Below are 15,631 nucleotides of genomic sequence, written 5' to 3'. Positions count from 1 at the left end.
ATATCTTTTGTAACTTTATTTCCTTTGACTCACTTTGTTCATTCGCGTTAGACTAAATTTTTAAATTAATAGGAGAGAGATAATGAGAATAATTAAAACTACACTTGTAGCTGGATTAATTTCACTTTTTGCTACTTTTTCAACATTTGCTGAGAAGGTAAAAATTGGAGATCCAGGTTGGACAGGTGCAACAGCTATTGCAAACTTATTAGCTTTAGTTGTTACAGAAAAAATGGGTGGAGAAGCAGAACTTGTTCCAGGAAACAACACTGCTATTTATGGTGCGATCGACAGAAGTAAAGGTGAGATTGAAGTTCACCCTGACATCTGGCTACCTAACCAACAAGCTTACACAAATGATTTAGTTCCTAAAGGAACTTTAAAATTAAGTAGCAAACCATATGAAGGAAACCAAGGTTATTGTGTTTCTCAACAATTTGCTAAAAAATTTAATATTACTGCAATTGAAGATTTAGGAAGACCTGAAGTTGTTAAAGCTATGGATAGTGATGGCAATGGCAAAGGTGAATTTTGGATTGGAGCAGATGGTTGGGCGTCAGCTAATGTTAACCAAGTTAAACTAAGAGATTATGGTTTATATGATGCAGGGATTGAGCCAATCAGAGCAGCAGAGGCTGTTAAAAATGCAAGAGTGCTTGACTTTATTAAAAAAGACGAAGGTTATGCATTTTATTGTTACAAGCCACATGCAATTTGGGGAATGGCTGATGTAGTTATGTTGGAAGAGCCAAAATTTGATCCAGCTAAATACAAAATGGTACAACCTAAAGAAGATGCTGACTGGTATAAAAAATCTTATGTTGCTTCGAAAGATGCACTTAAACAAATTCAAATTGGTTGGGGTACTTCTTTAGAAAGTAAATCTCCAGCTATTGTTGAATTTTTTAAGAACTTTCAATTAACTGCAGACGATGTATCGGCTATGGCTTATGCAATTTCAGTTGAGAAAAAACAACCAGCTGATGTAGCAAGAGCTTGGATGAAAGCTAACAAATCAACAGTTGACGGTTGGTTAGGTCTTTAATCTAAATAAAATAAATTATTTATACTCGGCAATTTTATATATTGCCGGGTATATTTTCCTCAAATAAAAGAAAGTTAAATGGATTCATTTGGACCAGCAATTAAAATTGAAAATGTTTGGAAAGTGTTTGGTAACACTTCGAACGAAGCAATAGATGCAATTCAAAATAAAAGAATTTCAAAAAATGAAGCCTTAGAGAAATATAACTCAGTTATAGGTGTATCTGATGTTTCTTTTGATGTTAAGCAGGGTGAAATATTTTGTGTAATGGGCCTTTCAGGTAGTGGAAAATCAACATTAGTTAGGCATATTAATAGACTTTTAGAACCAACATCTGGCAAGATTTTAATCAACGGTCAGGATGTAATGACACTTGATAGAGATAATTTACAAGAATTAAGAAATAAAAAAATTGGTATGGTATTTCAAAACTTTGCACTAATGCCTCATAGATCTGTTGTGGATAATATAGCAATGCCTCTTGAAATTAGAGGGGTAAGTAAAAATGATAGATTGGATGCAGCTAATAAAATTTTAGATATCGTAGAATTACAAGGTTGGGGAAATAAATTTGCACATGAATTATCAGGTGGTATGCAACAAAGAGTAGGGCTAGCTCGAGCTTTAGCAGCAGATCCAGATTTTTTATTAATGGATGAGCCTTTTAGTGCATTAGATCCTTTAATAAGAAGACAGCTTCAATCTGAGTTTATTAAACTTTCAAAACAAATGAAAAAAACTACTGTTTTTATTACTCATGATTTAGATGAAGCTGTAAGAGTAGGTCATCGAATTGCAATTATGAGAGATGGGAAAGTAATTCAAATTGGAACTCCAGAAGAAATTGTTGTTAGTCCAGCAGATGATTATGTTGCTGATTTTGTTAAAGGTATTTCTAGATTAAAAGTAGTTCAGGCTAAATCAATAATGCAAACTGTTGAAAATTTTGAAAATAAAAATGGAAAAATTACAAATGATTTAGAAATTGTTAATGAGAGTGATTTGCTAAGTAAACTTATTGAAACGTCAGCATCTAGAGATAAGCCAATAATTGTAAATAATAATCAAAATAAAATTGTTGGTGTTATATCGCAGTCAGATCTTTTAAAAGCAGTTATTGAAGGAGGAGATGGTGAGTAAAGAGCTAAACAATCCATCTAGATCAGAGTTAATAACTGATTTTGTCAAAACAAATCCAGAATATTATATTGAGAAATTCCAACAAATAGGTAGCAAACCTACTTTTTCTTTTTCATTTAATCTTTATGCAGCAATTCTTGGACCAATTTGGTTTGGAATGAGAAACATTTGGAATTGGGCTTTAACTTTTCTAATTATTGAAACTTTTTCTGTTGTTCAAATAATAAGAGGTTTATTTGGTAATATCACAAAAGATGCTATTCAAAAAATTGAACAGGTCCAATCGACAATTGCATTTAGAAATAAGCAATTAGAAGCAGCTATTACCAATAATCCTGACAAAGTTGATGTCTATAAAAGAAATATCAAATCATTAGAGGACGCCATGCAAGGCTATATTGATGAAGTTAGTAGAATTGAAGCATCAGCCATCTGGATAACAATTTTTGGAATAGCACTTTTAATTTCAATTAAGATTGCCCAAGGTGTTCTTGCAAACTCTAAATTAGAAAAAAGATATTCCGAATGGTTATCTGACAAATCAATAAGCCCTGGTATGCAAACTAAAAACTATATTTTAAGTACAGTTTTTGCTTCCGTAATTATGTTCTTTTCAGTAGTGCACTACAGTTTTCCAGGTTTAATTGTAATTATGGATGAATTTCCAACTCATCCAGATATCAGATTAACTTCTATTGCCTGGGTAGAAAAAATTTTTAATTATGCTGTATTAAAAGGGGATGCATTATTTACTGCAATTACAATTGGTATTAGATCTGTTTTAGATTTTTTAGAATTATTATTTGTTAAAACACCATGGATTGTAATCATAACTGCAATAGTGACTTTAACAGGGCTATCAGCTGGCCCCAGAGCTGCAATTTATTCAGCAGGTTTCTTATGTTATATGGGCTTTTTAGGTTTTTGGGTTAAAGCAATGACAACACTAGCTCTACTTGGAACAGCAGCAATTTTAAGTATCGCAATTGGAATACCACTTGGAATTTTTTGTGCAAGACGACAAAGATTTTATTCAATGATAAGACCAATAATGGATTTTATGCAAACAATGCCTGCATTTGTATTTATGATACCTGTAATTGCATTCTTTGGGACAGGGAAGGTTGCAGCAGTAATAATTACAATGATATTTGGTGGAACTCCTGTTGTAAGATTAACAGTACTTGGATTAAGAGGAGTGCCAGAGACAATCAGGGAAGCTGCAATAGCTTACGGTGCAACTAAATGGTATTTGCTAAGAAAGGTAGATTTACCTTTAGCTACTCCATCAATTTTAGCAGGTGTAAACCAAACTGTAATGTTAAGTTTAGCAATGGTTGTAGTTGCATCACTAATTGGAGCAAAAGGCTTGGGACAAGATGTATTAGAAGCTTTACAATACGCTAATGTTGGTCAAGGTATTCTTGCAGGTGTTGCGATATTATTTGTAGCATTAATTTTAGATAGGGTTGTTCAAGGTAAGAAAAGAGTTTAATAAACCCTAATGGAATTTTTGTTATTAGGTTTCTTTACTGGTTTAAGTCTTATTTTAGCAATTGGTGCTCAAAATATTTTTGTAATTGAACAAGGTTTAAAAAAACAACATGTATTTCTTGTTTGTATAGTTTGTTCTATTTCAGACTTAATCTTAATCTTTCTTGGGATATTTATTTTTCAATTTTTTAATCAGTATTTTAATTCAATTGTTGAATTAATATTCAATATAGCCTTAGTCATTTTTCTACTTCATTTTATTTATTCAAAAATAAAAAATTATAATACAGCAGTAAATTTTGATACAGATTTAACCAGTATTACAGCATTTAATATTTTTTTAAAAACTCTAGGATTTACATATTTAAATCCACATGTTTATTCTGATACAGTATTCTTTTTAGGAAATTTTTCAAAAAACTTCATAATTAGTCAAAAAATACTTTTTGGAGCAGGTGCATCAATCGCATCTTTTTTATTTTTTTTCTTAATTGGATATCTTTCAAAATATTTGTCTAAATATGCTAAAAGTAAAAAAATTTGGAATATAATTAATATCTCAATAATTATTTTTATGAGTTTTTTAACATTGTTTATTATAACAAAAATAATTAATTAAATATTATGAGTAAAATTTATATAGATGATGTAGGTGAGGGATATCCTTTAGTATTAGTTCATGGTTATTTAGGCTCATCTGAAATGTGGTGTAATCAAAGAAATTTTTTTTCAAATTTTTGTAGAGTAATTTCACCAGCTTTACCTGGATTTGGTGAGAGTAGTGGTGTTCAATCATTAGACTCAATTAATAAAATGGCTAAGTTTGTAATTGACTTAATTGATGAAAAAAAAATAGATAAATTTAATTTACTTGGTCATTCAATGGGTGGAATGATAGTACAAGAAATTACTAAAATTGTTGGTAACAGAGTTAATAAACTAATTTGCTTTGCAACAGGATCTGTTGGTGAAATACCTGGAAGGTTTGAACCAATTGACGAAACTAGAAGAAAACTTAGAGAAGATGGGGTAGAAATTTCATTTTCAAGAGTACCACAAAAATGGTTCGTAAAAGGTGACCAAGATAAAAATTATTATTTATGTGCAAATGCAGTCAAAAATGTTTCTCTAGAGACTGCAGATAATGCACTCAAAGCAATGCAAAATTGGTCAGGAATAGATGAATTAGAAAATATTAAAAATGAAACATTAATAGTTTGGGGTGATAAAGATACCTCATATAATTTTGAGCAAGTTGATACACTTAACAAAAAAATTAAAAATAGTAGACTAGAAATCTTTAAAGATTGTAGTCACAACGTACATCTTGAAGAACCAGATAAATTTAATAATTTAATTAAAGATTTTATTATTCAATAATATTTCTACTTACCCTTTTAATTTTTTTCAAAGCTCCTTTAAATTTTTTTGAGGTATGAAATTCTCCTGGAAATATTAGACATTTGATATTAGCTTTAATTGCTGAATTAAGACTTTCTTGAGAATCTTCAATCGCTATACATTGGTTAGCTTTTAATTTAAGTTTTTTAAGAGCAAATTTATATATATCAGGAAAAGGTTTTGGTTTTTTTATTACTTTAGAATTTCCTATGAAATCAAAATCTTTTTTTTTTTAGAGATTTTTTCAAACAAAAAAAAATAGAATTTATATTATCATTTGTTGTAGATGTTACTAAAGCTAGTTTGATACCTTTTTTTTACAATCGTTGACTAACTGTTTAACTCCTGGTCTTGGTTTTAATTTTTTTTTTTCAAGTATTCATTAAATATTTTAGTTTTAATATTTCTTAAACGTTCTGCATCAACAGAAACTTTTTTTTGTAATGAATAATTCAAAATTCTATCTTTACCACCAGATTTATTTAATAAATCTTTATATATTTTTTTTGTCCACAACCAATTTAAATTATTTTTTTTAAATGCTAAATTGAAAGCTTTTCTTTGTAAATCTGAAGTTTCAATAATAGTTCCAATAGAACCAAATAGTACAGCTTTATATTTTATCAACCTTTAACAGCTCCAGCAGTTAAACCACTTATTACTTGTTTTTGAAAAAACATTACTAATAAGAACAAAGGTGCTGTAGCAGAAACTACCGCAGAGACTGCCCACATCAAATTGCCTTCGTGTTGATTGGTTCCAAGATAACTCTGAATTTTAGGAACCATTGTATGATTTTCTTGATTAAGTAATAAGGCCGTTACAGTAAAATCATTGTATGCTAGCATTAAACTAAATAATCCCGCTGTTATAACTCCTGGCCACATCACAGGCATAATTATATGTCTGAATGTTTGAAAGTATGTACATCCATCTATTAGTGCACTTTCGTCAAGTTCTTTTGGAACAGTTTTAAAAAAAGAGTAAAGAAGCCAAAGTGTAAATGGTTGATTAATTGCTATTAACACTACAATTGTTGTAGGTAGAATTCCCCAAATTTGTAATTGAAAAAAAGGAAACAAGTACCCAGAAACTAAAGTTATATGAGGCATAGCTCTAAATACTAATGCAATAATTAAAATCCAAAATGCATAATTTTTTGTAGATCTTGATAAAGCGTAAGCTCCTAATGTTCCAAGAAACAAAGAAACAGAAACTACACTTACAGTTACAATTATCGTGTTTCTTGATGCTTTCCAAAACTCACCTTCAAACCATGCGCCACTATAAGCTTCAGTTATAAAACTTTTACCAGTTTCTAATAATGTGTTGAAAGCTGTTATTGCATACCACCAATCAGCTCTTGAAAAAAAGTCTGCTCTTACTTTAAAAGAACCCCAAAAAGTCCAAATAAATGGAAAACATGCTATCAATAACCAAACAACTATAAACATAGTATTGAAGGTTTTTAAACTATTTGATTTTTTATCTAATCCGTAATCCATAATTATCTATTTGTTCTAAATTCTCTCCAAGTTCTTATTAAAACTGGTGTTAGTATTATTGCTATTCCAATTATTGTCATTATTGAAGTTGCAGCTGCTGAGCCAAATAAAATAACCTCTTCGTTAACTAAATTATCATATATCAACCAAGACAATGATTGAGCACTACCCTGGGCGCTAAAACCAATGATAGGTTCAAATACTCTAAAGTTATCCATTAAAGAAATTAAAGCTACAAATGTTACGACAGGATAAATATGAGGTAAAACTATATGCTTAACTCTCTGAAATCTTGAAGCACCATCAATAATTGAAGCTTCTAACGGTTCCTGAGGAACTGTTTGTAAAGCTGCATAGAATACTACAAAGGCAAAAGGGGAGTGATGCCAAATACCATAAATAATAATTGTGATCCAAGTAAGTGTTTTTGAAGATTTAACTGATAGATAAGGATCATTCATCAATAATTGTAAGTTTGCTCCAATAATTCCTTCTGCATCTACCATCCAAAATAAAACTAAAGAACCAACTAATGGAGTTACGATCATTGGTAAAATTGTACCAAAGATTAAAGCACCTCTTATTTTCCTAGAAATTGAATTTAGACTAAGGGCTATAACAAATCCTAATAATAGAACACACGGTGTAACAATAATACAATAAGTAAAAGTAAAAATTAATGCTTTATAAAAAGGCAGATTACCCACTTTAGATAAAAATTCTCCAGCTGAGTTACTCTCATTCCAAAAATTAGATAATTGGTCAGTCGCTAAATGATTTCTGTCTACATAAGTTCCAAAACCATTAAATTTTCCAAGTGGCTTTTCTTCCCTAATTTTTGAAGTAGCTTCTTGATCAATTTGTACTGAAACCTTGCAGCCAAATGGATCACATTTTTTAACTTCTTTTAAAATCTGATCATGTTGAGCATAAAAAGACTGAACACCAGTTGATATAATGGGTAAACCAATGAATAAAATCATTGCTAAACCAGTTGGTATAAAAAACCAAAAAAAACTTTTATTAGGCATGAATTTTAGTTAAGTGGGGAATAAATCCCCACTTAAAGATACTTAGATATTATAGGAACCCTTGTTCTTTTGCTTTAGTATTATAAGCAGCTTCAACATCTTTTAATGCTTGTTCAGCTGACTCATTTCCTTGCAAAAATTCAACAATTTCATTACCCAAGGCACCGTGCATTAGTCCCATTTGAGGTAACATTGGATAAGGTTTTGCACCCATTTTAACTGCTTCAATTACACCAACAGATTTTGGTCCTGGAACAAATCCTTCAACTAACCAAACCGCTTGGTCTGCAGCTTTTGCTACCATTTCTTTTGAAGAAGCAGCATGAGCCATTGCTCTAAAAGAAGCTTCTGCATCTGCATCTGGTCTATTTTTAGCAAGTGTAAATCCATCCCACCAAAGTGTTGCAGCAGGAATGTTTCCACCACCAACAGTTGCTGGTGCAACTAGCTTAGTAGCAGCAGTGATTTTAGCATCACCTTCATCATCTAAAAGAGTTCCAGATCTTGAAGCCCATAAAGTCATAATAGCAACATTTCCAGATTCCCATTCTACTTTAATAGCTTCACTATCATGTGTTAAATAATCAGGATTACTCAAATCAGCTAATTTTTTTAGCATATTTAGAGTCGCTACACCTTTAGCATTATTGATGTTTGGTTTTGCTGTTCCAGCTTTAAAAAATTCACCACCATGACCAATATACATGTTTACAAATTCTTCTGCTAAGTTCCAGCCAGCTTTATAGGCTGCAGCATAAGGATATTTCATTTTTCCAGCTGCTCTAATTTTTTCAGAAGCTGCAACAACATCCTCATAAGTTTTTGGAATTGCAATACCGTTTTCTTTTAAGACATCTGTTCTTACATACAAATGTTGAGTGTTAGCCATAAATGCAACAGCCATAACTTTTCCATCAATTGTAATTAATTGTGAGTCTTGAATGCCTTTTCCATATTTTTTAACTAGATCATTCATAGGTCTAATTAAATCACTATTCATTAATGGAACAATTGAACTGTTTGCTGCTACTCTAACAGAAAATTCTGAAGGATTAGCAGTTAGCGCTGGTACAGCAATTTTATTGTGCTCTGCTGAATGTGTTACTTTAAAATCTGCACTACCTTTACATTCTTTAGCTGTATCAACAAGTGTTCTTAATGCTGGAAAATCATTCGCTAAGATGTTGATTGAGCCAGATTTAATATTACAGTCTGCATTAGCATAAGTGCCAAATAGCAAAAATGATAATACGATTAATATTTTTTTCATATTCATTACCTTTCTATAATTTTAATCTTTAAACCCTACAAAATACTTGAAAGTATTTATAAAGCTATTTTGTCGTTTTTTTTGATAATTTCAAAGTAAAAAATTAAATAGCTTTAGAAGCAAGCTCTGTACCAATTACTAGAGACTCTAATTTTTTATAAACTATGCTTTCGTCAACATTTCCAAATCCAGCAAAAGTACTAAATCCACAATCAGTTCCAGCCATTAATTGATCTTTGTTAACTACTTTTGAGAACTGAATAAGTCTATTTTTTACAACCTCTGGGTGTTCTATAAAATTAGTAGTAGAGTCGATTACACCTGGAGCTATAATCTTATCTTGAGGTAATTTAATGTCCTCAAATGCTTGCCATTCATGAGAATGTCTCGGGTTTGATGACTCAAGTAGGTACGTCCCAACATTTGCTTTTAAAATTAAAGGTAAAATTTTATCTAAAGAAATATCATGTGAATGAGGCCCCTCATAATTACCCCAGCAGATATGCATTCTAATTTTAGATTGTGGAATATTTTCTAAAGACTGATTAAGAAATTCAATTTGCTTCTCTGCTCTTTTTAAAAATTCATCTTCAGATAAATCTTTAAATGTCATGTGTCTAGCTAAAGCAAGATCGGGGCAATCTAGCTGTAAATGTATATCATTTGAAACAATTTCCTCATACTCCTGTTTCATAAGCTTTGATAAAGAGTTTAAATAATCATCATCATTTTTATAAAATTTATTTGGTAAGAAAGCAGAAATTACCCCAGGAGAAGCTGCATTCATAAATGCTTGATTGTGATTATTCTCTTTGAGAGCATCTTTAAAATTATTAATATCTTTAGTTAAAGATAAAGTGTCTTTTATTTTTAGTTCATGTGTGCAGCAAGGTCTTGTATAAGTTGGTGTTCCGCCTGATCTAGCAATTCGTTCTTTAAATGTTGGAAAATCATCAAGATCTCTAGGAGCCTTTCTTTCACTTTCTCCTGAGAAGCCATCTATTCTATCTTTTACATAAGTTGCATAACTAATCTTAGACATTTCTCCATCACTTATAAAATCAACACCTAGATCAATTTGTTTTTTTACAATTTTTTTTACATCTTTTTTAACTACCGCATCAAAATTATCTAAATCTATTTTCTCTTTTTTATCTTTTTTAAAAAGAAGATCAGAAAGTTCATTTGATCTTGGTAGGCTTCCAACATGAGTTGTTTTAATTTTAGTCATTTTAATTATTATTTATTAGAATTTGTTTCCATATTGCAACCTCATCAAACAAAACCCATTCTCTTATAATCCCATCTTGATTAAATTCTACGTGATTTATTCCCATAATAAATAATTTAGAATTTGTTTTTTTACCATAGTCTTCACTATCTTCTGAGTGCATACCTTCTAAAAACCATCTAATTGATGCCCTTGGGTTTTTGTTAGACTCATCTAAATATCCAACATGTTCAATGGTAAATTTGATGTCAGTAAAAATATCTTTTAAAGAGTTCCAAAATTTTGAAATATCTTCTCTTCCATGACCTAATTTGTTTCCTGGCCAATAAATACTGGAAGCTCTATTGTAATCGTTAAAATCGTAACCTTCTTCAAAAACTTTACTTAATATTTCTGAATATTTTTGACCCGCAGAGTCTTTTTTTATTTTCTCTGGTTGATAATCTGATGGCTTTATATCATTTTTATCAAAAAGTTTTTTAGCTTTTACTAATCCACCCTCCTTATCAATCATTATTTGAGCAAATTCTTTTGGAGTATAACCAATTTGTCTTACCATTGCTCCTTGATCTCTTACAATCCATTCATCGTACACTTGATTACCCTTACAAGCACAATCTGCTATTACTCTATAATAAATATCTTTACCAGTTGGTTTGCCATAAAATCCATCTCCTAAATGTGTTCCTTTGCTTAAAATCCTATGTGAGGAATGATAGCCGTTAATATCATTTCCATTCCAGATAACGTCTTCACCAAGTAATTGTCTATTTGGAAATTCTTTCAGGGTATTATAAGTTGCCTCTATAACAGGTTTGTTACCATAAGTTATTCCAAAAGGAGACCTAACTGGAATATCATCAGTATAAAATTTACCAATTGAATCCACATCTTTTCCTTCCCAAATCTGTTTAGTAATTTTTAAAATATAGTCTGGAAAATCTTTATATTTTTTATCAAAGCCCTTCATTAAGCTTTACTAACACAATTTAAAAAACATTCTTCATTATTATCAATAGAAATACTAACTTTAGTATTCAACGGAAGGGAAAAAGTATCTTTTGAATTAATATCAAATTCATCTTTTTCAATTTTAACTTTCCAAGTTCCTTTTTGTGAAAATAAAATAGTTGGTTTCTCAAAGATTAAATCTTCTACAAGCCCTTTTTTGGCTTTTAGAATACTGTAATTAAAACCAGTGGTATGATTAATTAAAGGATTATAGGATTTTTTACAAAAATTATTACCTATAATTTGAATTAACTTAATTCCATTATTTAAAATAGTTTCATGATTAATATGATTTTTAAATTTACAAACAAACTTATCAATTTCATTTATTTCATAATTATCAAATTCTTGAAGCTTTTCATTTGTGATTGGCTCTAAAAGTTTTCTGTTTTGAGGTATTTCACTTTCATTTAAATCAATCAAAGAATTGTCATCTAGCAAAGCCAATCCAGTTTCTTTTGCTTTAATCAAAACATTGGGAATCCAAGTGATTATTCCAGGGTCATCATTTCCCAATATTACAAAAATTAAACCTTCTTCATTACCAGCGTTTTCAAAACCTCTAAACATATTAGTTGGCATTGAAACAATATCCCCTTTACTTAAAATTATTTCATTTTTACCATCTGCACCCCAATAGAATCTCCATTTACCTGAATAGATTAAAAATACTTCAGCTGTTGTGTGACTGTGTAGCCCTGAACCATTTTTAGGGTTAGCGCTAACTGCACCAAGATTGTAACCATGAGGTTTAGAAATTTTAACAGACTGATTACTATCTTCTGCGACACCCGGACCTACAATTGAATAATTTTTTCTTTCTTTATGACCTTCCATTCTTCCCTCAACAAAAGGTAATGTGCTAGGTGTGAGTTCATTAAATCTTGCAATTCTTTCAGTCATAATATTTATTGTCTTTTTATTAAATATAATTGTTTTATATATGAAAATTGAAAATTTTGACACAGGACTTAAAGGGCAAGAAGACGTAGAAAATATTATTATTACCCCTGAAGAAAATTATAAAAACAAACAAAAAGTAAAAAATTATTTAACAGATATAGTTCATTCTGGAAAATCTAAGCTAGATGATAATTTAAACAAATATTTTTCAAAAGATATTAAGGTTAATTGTTTTCACCCTGTTAATGAGTTTAGTGGTCTTGATAAATTTAAAGATGATTACTGGTTACCATTATTCGAGTCTTTTCCTGATCTAGAAAGAAGAACACAACTAATAATTGGAGGAGCTTTTAGAGATAAAATGCAAGTTGCTTCTATCTCTATGCTTTCTGGAATTTTTAAAAAAAGTTGGTTGGGAATAAAACCAAATAATAAGATGGTTAATTTAAGATGTTGTGAAATACATGAACTTAAAAATGATAAAATAGTAGAAAGCCATATCTTAATAGATGTTATCGACTTAATCTTTCAAACAGGAGTTTTTCCAATTAACAAATCTAGAGGAGCTGAAGGCAATTGGTTAAATCCCATAAATACTGATGGGGTAAATTACTTTGAAAAAGATCTTAACATTTCTAAATCAAATTTAGATCAAGCACTTATAATGCAAAGAAGTTTAAATATTAAACCTGAGTTAGACAGTAATTCAGATCAAGATTTAAAATCAAAACTAATTGATCATCCACAAACTAATTTTTGGCACGATAAAATGATTTGGTATGGGCCAAGTGGAATAGGGACCGCAAGATCTTTAGAGGGTTTTGTGGATAATCATCAACTTCCTTTTAGAAAAACTTTCAAAGAAAGAAATTACTGGAAACTAGGCCATTATTCTGAACTAGGAGATGGAAAGTTTTCTTTAACCGCAGGATGGCACAGCATACAAGCTACTTATGGTTCAAATCATTGGTTAGGATATCCTGCTAACAATAAAAATGTTACAATGAGAGTAATGGATTTTTATCATCATGATGAAGGAAAGATAAGAGAGAATTGGGTTCCAATTGACATAGCTCATATTTTAAACCAAATTGGTGTTGATATTTTTGAACTAATTAAAAAATTATAATGTCTAATATAAAATTTACTAATATTCACAAATCATTTGGAACTAATAAAATTATAAATAATTTTAATCTTGAGGGTAAAGAAGATGAATTTTTAGTTTTAGTTGGACCTTCAGGTTGTGGAAAATCTACTTTATTAAGAATGATCGCTGGTCTGGAGCAAATTGATGAAGGGGAGATATTTATTAATGATCAATTAGTTAATGAATTACATCCATCAAAAAGAGAGACTGCAATGGTTTTTCAATCTTATGCATTGTACCCACATATGAATGTTTATGAAAATATGTCTTTTGGTCTAAAAATTGAAAAAAGACCTAAAGAGGAAATTGAACAAAAAGTTATGCAAGCTGCCAAAATTTTAAAAATTGAAGAATTATTAGAGAGAAAACCTAAACAACTTTCTGGTGGACAAAGACAAAGAGTTGCTATTGGAAGAGCTATTACAAGAAATCCAAAAATATTCTTATTTGATGAGCCGCTATCAAATCTTGATGCTGCGTTAAGAGCTGAAATGAGGGTTGAGATTTCAAAACTTCACAATCAAATAAAAACAAATATGATTTATGTAACACATGATCAAGTTGAAGCTATGACTTTAGCTGACAGGATAGTTATTTTAAATCATGGAAATATTGAACAAGTTGGAACACCAGATGAAATATACAGCAATCCTTCAAATATTTTTGTCGCCCAATTTATTGGAACTCCAAAAATGAATATTTTAAAAATTACAGCTGATAATATTATTTCAAATAACGAAATTAAATTTTTAGGAAATTCAATTAAAATTGATGAAATAAATTTTTCTAAAAAAGACTATTATTTAGGTTTAAGGCCCGAACATTTGAGTGTTTCAGAAAATAGTGAATACAAGTTTAATCCAAAAGTAGATTTAATTGAAAATTTAGGTAATGAAAAAATAGCCTATATCAAAATGGATCAATACGAAATCAGTGCAAAAATTCCAAGCCATCACTCTATTGAAAATAGTATCGGCTTTAACTCAAAAGATATTTTCGTTTTTGATGAAAATGGTAAAAGAGTTAAATCCTAATTAGAATAACCGTATTTTTTAAGTCTCACATCACCAGTTCTTGCGTGCGCTTCCATTCCTTCATATCTGGAAAGTCTAGCAGCAGCCGCACCAACTAATTCAGTAGATTCTTTGGTCATTCTTTGAAAACTTAGAGTTTTAATAAATTTTCCAACAAACAAACCACCTGTGTATCTTCCGGCACCTTTAGTAGGTAAAATATGGTTTGTTCCAGAACATTTATCACCATAAGCAACTGTTGTTTCTTCACCTATGAACAAAGATCCATAATTTTTTAATCTTTTGTGAAACCATTCTAAATTTTTTGTTTGAACCTCTAAGTGTTCAGGAGCATACTCGTCACTAATAGAAGCCATTTCTTCGTCTGTATCACAAAGAACTACTTCACCATAATCTCTCCAAGCTGCATCAGCATTAGTTCTTGGAAGTTCTGGTAATTCAGCAATCAACTCAGGAACTCTTTTCATCACTTTTTCAGCTAATTCTTTACTTGTTGTGTATAACCAAGCAGGAGAGTTATAGCCGTGTTCAGCTTGACCAACTAAATCTACAGCAACAATTTCAGGATCAGCAGTTTCATCTGCTATTACAGCTATCTCTGTAGGACCTGCAAATAAATCAATTCCAACTTTTCCAAATAGTATTCTTTTAGCTTCAGCTACAAACTGATTACCAGGACCAACTATTATATCTGCTGGTGCATTGTTAAATAATCCATTTGTCATAGCTGCTATTGCTTGAACACCACCTAAATTCATAATTACATCTGCACCACAAAGGTCAGCCGTATAAACTATAGTTGGGTGAACTCCTACACCAGGTTTTGGAGAACTACACACTAGAATATTTTTTACACCTGCAACTTTTGCAGTTGTTACACTCATAACTGCAGAAGCAATATGAGCATATCTTCCAGCAGGAACATAACATCCAGCTGTATTAACAGGAATTAATCTTTGACCTGCAAATAATCCTTCAGAAAGCTCAACTTCAAAATCTTGTCCATAGTTTTTTAATTGTGCTTCAGCAAATTTTCTTACTCTCTCATGAGCAAATTGAACATCATCTTTAGTTTTTTGATCTAATGTTTTTTTAATTTCTTCAATTCTTTCCTTAGAAATAACCACATCACCTTCAAATTTATCAAATTTTTTTGAAAGTTCTTTACAACCTTCTTCTTTAGATTGTTCTATGTCTTTAAGAATTCCTTCAACTATCCCTCTAGTTTTTGTATCGTCTGTTGAAGATGTTTTTGGTGATTTTTTTAAATATTGTATTGCCATTGATTATTTCCTTTGTTTTAAGAACATCTTAATAAAGTAAAAATGAATTATATTCAATGATTTAAAAATAAAATCTATAGGCCATATTTACACTAGTCACACAAAGAATGATCACTAAGAGATATAGACTTAT

At 30.4% G+C, this 15,631-nt stretch carries 16 protein-coding genes; 7 read left to right on the top strand and 9 right to left on the bottom strand.

The features are described 5' to 3' along the window. Window positions 1-82: 82 nt before the first annotated feature. From ACIJYH_RS04210 to ACIJYH_RS04190, 5 genes are all read left to right on the top strand, one after another. Window positions 83-1,045: an ABC transporter substrate-binding protein gene (locus ACIJYH_RS04210; protein WP_435162432.1), complete on the top strand. Its 963-nt coding sequence runs from the start codon at window positions 83-85 to the stop codon at window positions 1,043-1,045. A 78-nt stretch (window positions 1,046-1,123) separates the two neighbouring features. Further along, window positions 1,124-2,185: a quaternary amine ABC transporter ATP-binding protein gene (locus tag ACIJYH_RS04205; RefSeq protein WP_435162431.1), complete on the top strand. Its 1,062-nt coding sequence runs from the start codon at window positions 1,124-1,126 to the stop codon at window positions 2,183-2,185. Further along, complete coding sequence (locus tag ACIJYH_RS04200; RefSeq protein WP_435162430.1) at window positions 2,175-3,680, top strand: ABC transporter permease; 1,506 nt, start codon at window positions 2,175-2,177, stop codon at window positions 3,678-3,680. The genes ACIJYH_RS04205 and ACIJYH_RS04200 overlap by 11 nt, the downstream gene beginning before the upstream one ends. Before the next feature lie 9 nt (window positions 3,681-3,689). Next, window positions 3,690-4,298, top strand: a complete 609-nt coding sequence (locus tag ACIJYH_RS04195) for a LysE/ArgO family amino acid transporter (protein ID WP_435162429.1) — start codon at window positions 3,690-3,692, stop codon at window positions 4,296-4,298. A 5-nt stretch (window positions 4,299-4,303) separates the two neighbouring features. Beyond that, entirely contained in the window at window positions 4,304-5,059 is a 756-nt protein-coding gene (locus tag ACIJYH_RS04190) for an alpha/beta fold hydrolase (RefSeq protein ID WP_435162427.1), read from the top strand. Here ACIJYH_RS04190 and ACIJYH_RS04185 read toward each other — a convergent pair. The 8 genes from ACIJYH_RS04185 to ACIJYH_RS04150 form a co-directional block, all read right to left on the bottom strand. Then, a complete protein-coding gene (locus ACIJYH_RS04185) occupies window positions 5,049-5,291 on the bottom strand; it encodes an HAD-IA family hydrolase (protein ID WP_435164250.1) in 243 nt (80 codons plus the stop codon). The genes ACIJYH_RS04190 and ACIJYH_RS04185 overlap by 11 nt on opposite strands. Before the next feature lie 146 nt (window positions 5,292-5,437). Continuing rightward, window positions 5,438-5,707 carry a hypothetical protein gene (locus ACIJYH_RS04180; protein WP_435162425.1) on the bottom strand — a complete coding sequence of 90 codons (270 nt, stop codon included), beginning with the start codon at window positions 5,705-5,707 and terminating at the stop codon, window positions 5,438-5,440. Continuing rightward, window positions 5,704-6,585: a carbohydrate ABC transporter permease gene (locus ACIJYH_RS04175; RefSeq protein ID WP_435162423.1), complete on the bottom strand. Its 882-nt coding sequence runs from the start codon at window positions 6,583-6,585 to the stop codon at window positions 5,704-5,706. Before ACIJYH_RS04175 ends, ACIJYH_RS04180 begins: the two co-directional genes overlap by 4 nt. Before the next feature lie 2 nt (window positions 6,586-6,587). Then, window positions 6,588-7,616 (bottom strand): carbohydrate ABC transporter permease, encoded by a 1,029-nt coding sequence (locus ACIJYH_RS04170; RefSeq protein WP_435088827.1) that lies wholly within the window; start codon window positions 7,614-7,616, stop codon window positions 6,588-6,590. 49 nt (window positions 7,617-7,665) lie between these two features. Continuing rightward, window positions 7,666-8,892 (bottom strand): ABC transporter substrate-binding protein, encoded by a 1,227-nt coding sequence (locus ACIJYH_RS04165; protein WP_435162421.1) that lies wholly within the window; start codon window positions 8,890-8,892, stop codon window positions 7,666-7,668. A 97-nt stretch (window positions 8,893-8,989) separates the two neighbouring features. Further along, window positions 8,990-10,117 (bottom strand): cobalamin-independent methionine synthase II family protein, encoded by a 1,128-nt coding sequence (locus ACIJYH_RS04160; RefSeq protein WP_435162419.1) that lies wholly within the window; start codon window positions 10,115-10,117, stop codon window positions 8,990-8,992. Window position 10,118: 1 nt separating this feature from the next. Further along, complete coding sequence (locus ACIJYH_RS04155; protein ID WP_435162417.1) at window positions 10,119-11,087, bottom strand: ester cyclase; 969 nt, start codon at window positions 11,085-11,087, stop codon at window positions 10,119-10,121. Next, on the bottom strand, window positions 11,087-12,031 hold the full coding sequence (locus ACIJYH_RS04150) for a cupin domain-containing protein (protein ID WP_435162415.1): 945 nt from the start codon (window positions 12,029-12,031) through the stop codon (window positions 11,087-11,089). The genes ACIJYH_RS04155 and ACIJYH_RS04150 overlap by 1 nt, the downstream gene beginning before the upstream one ends. A 40-nt stretch (window positions 12,032-12,071) precedes the next feature. Here ACIJYH_RS04150 and ACIJYH_RS04145 point away from each other — a divergent pair, with 40 nt between their 5' ends. Together ACIJYH_RS04145 and ACIJYH_RS04140 are read left to right on the top strand one after the other, a co-directional pair. Further along, window positions 12,072-13,160 carry an ester cyclase gene (locus tag ACIJYH_RS04145; RefSeq protein WP_435162413.1) on the top strand — a complete coding sequence of 363 codons (1,089 nt, stop codon included), beginning with the start codon at window positions 12,072-12,074 and terminating at the stop codon, window positions 13,158-13,160. Then, window positions 13,160-14,215, top strand: a complete 1,056-nt coding sequence (locus tag ACIJYH_RS04140) for an ABC transporter ATP-binding protein (RefSeq protein ID WP_435162411.1) — start codon at window positions 13,160-13,162, stop codon at window positions 14,213-14,215. Before ACIJYH_RS04145 ends, ACIJYH_RS04140 begins: the two co-directional genes overlap by 1 nt. Here ACIJYH_RS04140 and hisD read toward each other — a convergent pair. Next, the gene (gene hisD, locus ACIJYH_RS04135) at window positions 14,212-15,498 is read right to left on the bottom strand and encodes a histidinol dehydrogenase (protein WP_435088834.1); all 1,287 of its coding nucleotides are present in this window, start codon (window positions 15,496-15,498) and stop codon (window positions 14,212-14,214) included. The genes ACIJYH_RS04140 and hisD overlap by 4 nt on opposite strands. Between the last annotated feature and the right edge of the window lie 133 nt (window positions 15,499-15,631).

The organism is Candidatus Pelagibacter bacterium nBUS_25 (genome assembly GCF_051200975.1).
Taxonomy (GTDB): domain Bacteria; phylum Pseudomonadota; class Alphaproteobacteria; order Pelagibacterales; family Pelagibacteraceae; genus Pelagibacter.
The sequence above is the reverse complement of the archived record's forward strand: the minus strand, read 5'-3'. Positions and strand labels throughout refer to the sequence as shown.

Bases quoted from the DNA above. Each gene is read 5' to 3' on its own strand.
- ACIJYH_RS04210 (WP_435162432.1), top strand. From the start codon at position 83: ATGAGAATAATTAAAACTACACTTGTAGCTGGATTAATTTCACTTTTT.
- ACIJYH_RS04205 (WP_435162431.1), top strand. From the start codon at position 1,124: ATGGATTCATTTGGACCAGCAATTAAAATTGAAAATGTTTGGAAAGTG.
- ACIJYH_RS04200 (WP_435162430.1), top strand. From the start codon at position 2,175: ATGGTGAGTAAAGAGCTAAACAATCCATCTAGATCAGAGTTAATAACT.
- ACIJYH_RS04195 (WP_435162429.1), top strand. From the start codon at position 3,690: ATGGAATTTTTGTTATTAGGTTTCTTTACTGGTTTAAGTCTTATTTTA.
- ACIJYH_RS04190 (WP_435162427.1), top strand. From the start codon at position 4,304: ATGAGTAAAATTTATATAGATGATGTAGGTGAGGGATATCCTTTAGTA.
- ACIJYH_RS04175 (WP_435162423.1), bottom strand. From the start codon at position 6,585: ATGGATTACGGATTAGATAAAAAATCAAATAGTTTAAAAACCTTCAAT.
- ACIJYH_RS04170 (WP_435088827.1), bottom strand. From the start codon at position 7,616: ATGCCTAATAAAAGTTTTTTTTGGTTTTTTATACCAACTGGTTTAGCA.
- ACIJYH_RS04165 (WP_435162421.1), bottom strand. From the start codon at position 8,892: ATGAATATGAAAAAAATATTAATCGTATTATCATTTTTGCTATTTGGC.
- ACIJYH_RS04160 (WP_435162419.1), bottom strand. From the start codon at position 10,117: ATGACTAAAATTAAAACAACTCATGTTGGAAGCCTACCAAGATCAAAT.
- ACIJYH_RS04155 (WP_435162417.1), bottom strand. From the start codon at position 11,087: ATGAAGGGCTTTGATAAAAAATATAAAGATTTTCCAGACTATATTTTA.
- ACIJYH_RS04150 (WP_435162415.1), bottom strand. From the start codon at position 12,031: ATGACTGAAAGAATTGCAAGATTTAATGAACTCACACCTAGCACATTA.
- ACIJYH_RS04145 (WP_435162413.1), top strand. From the start codon at position 12,072: ATGAAAATTGAAAATTTTGACACAGGACTTAAAGGGCAAGAAGACGTA.
- ACIJYH_RS04140 (WP_435162411.1), top strand. From the start codon at position 13,160: ATGTCTAATATAAAATTTACTAATATTCACAAATCATTTGGAACTAAT.
- hisD (WP_435088834.1), bottom strand. From the start codon at position 15,498: ATGGCAATACAATATTTAAAAAAATCACCAAAAACATCTTCAACAGAC.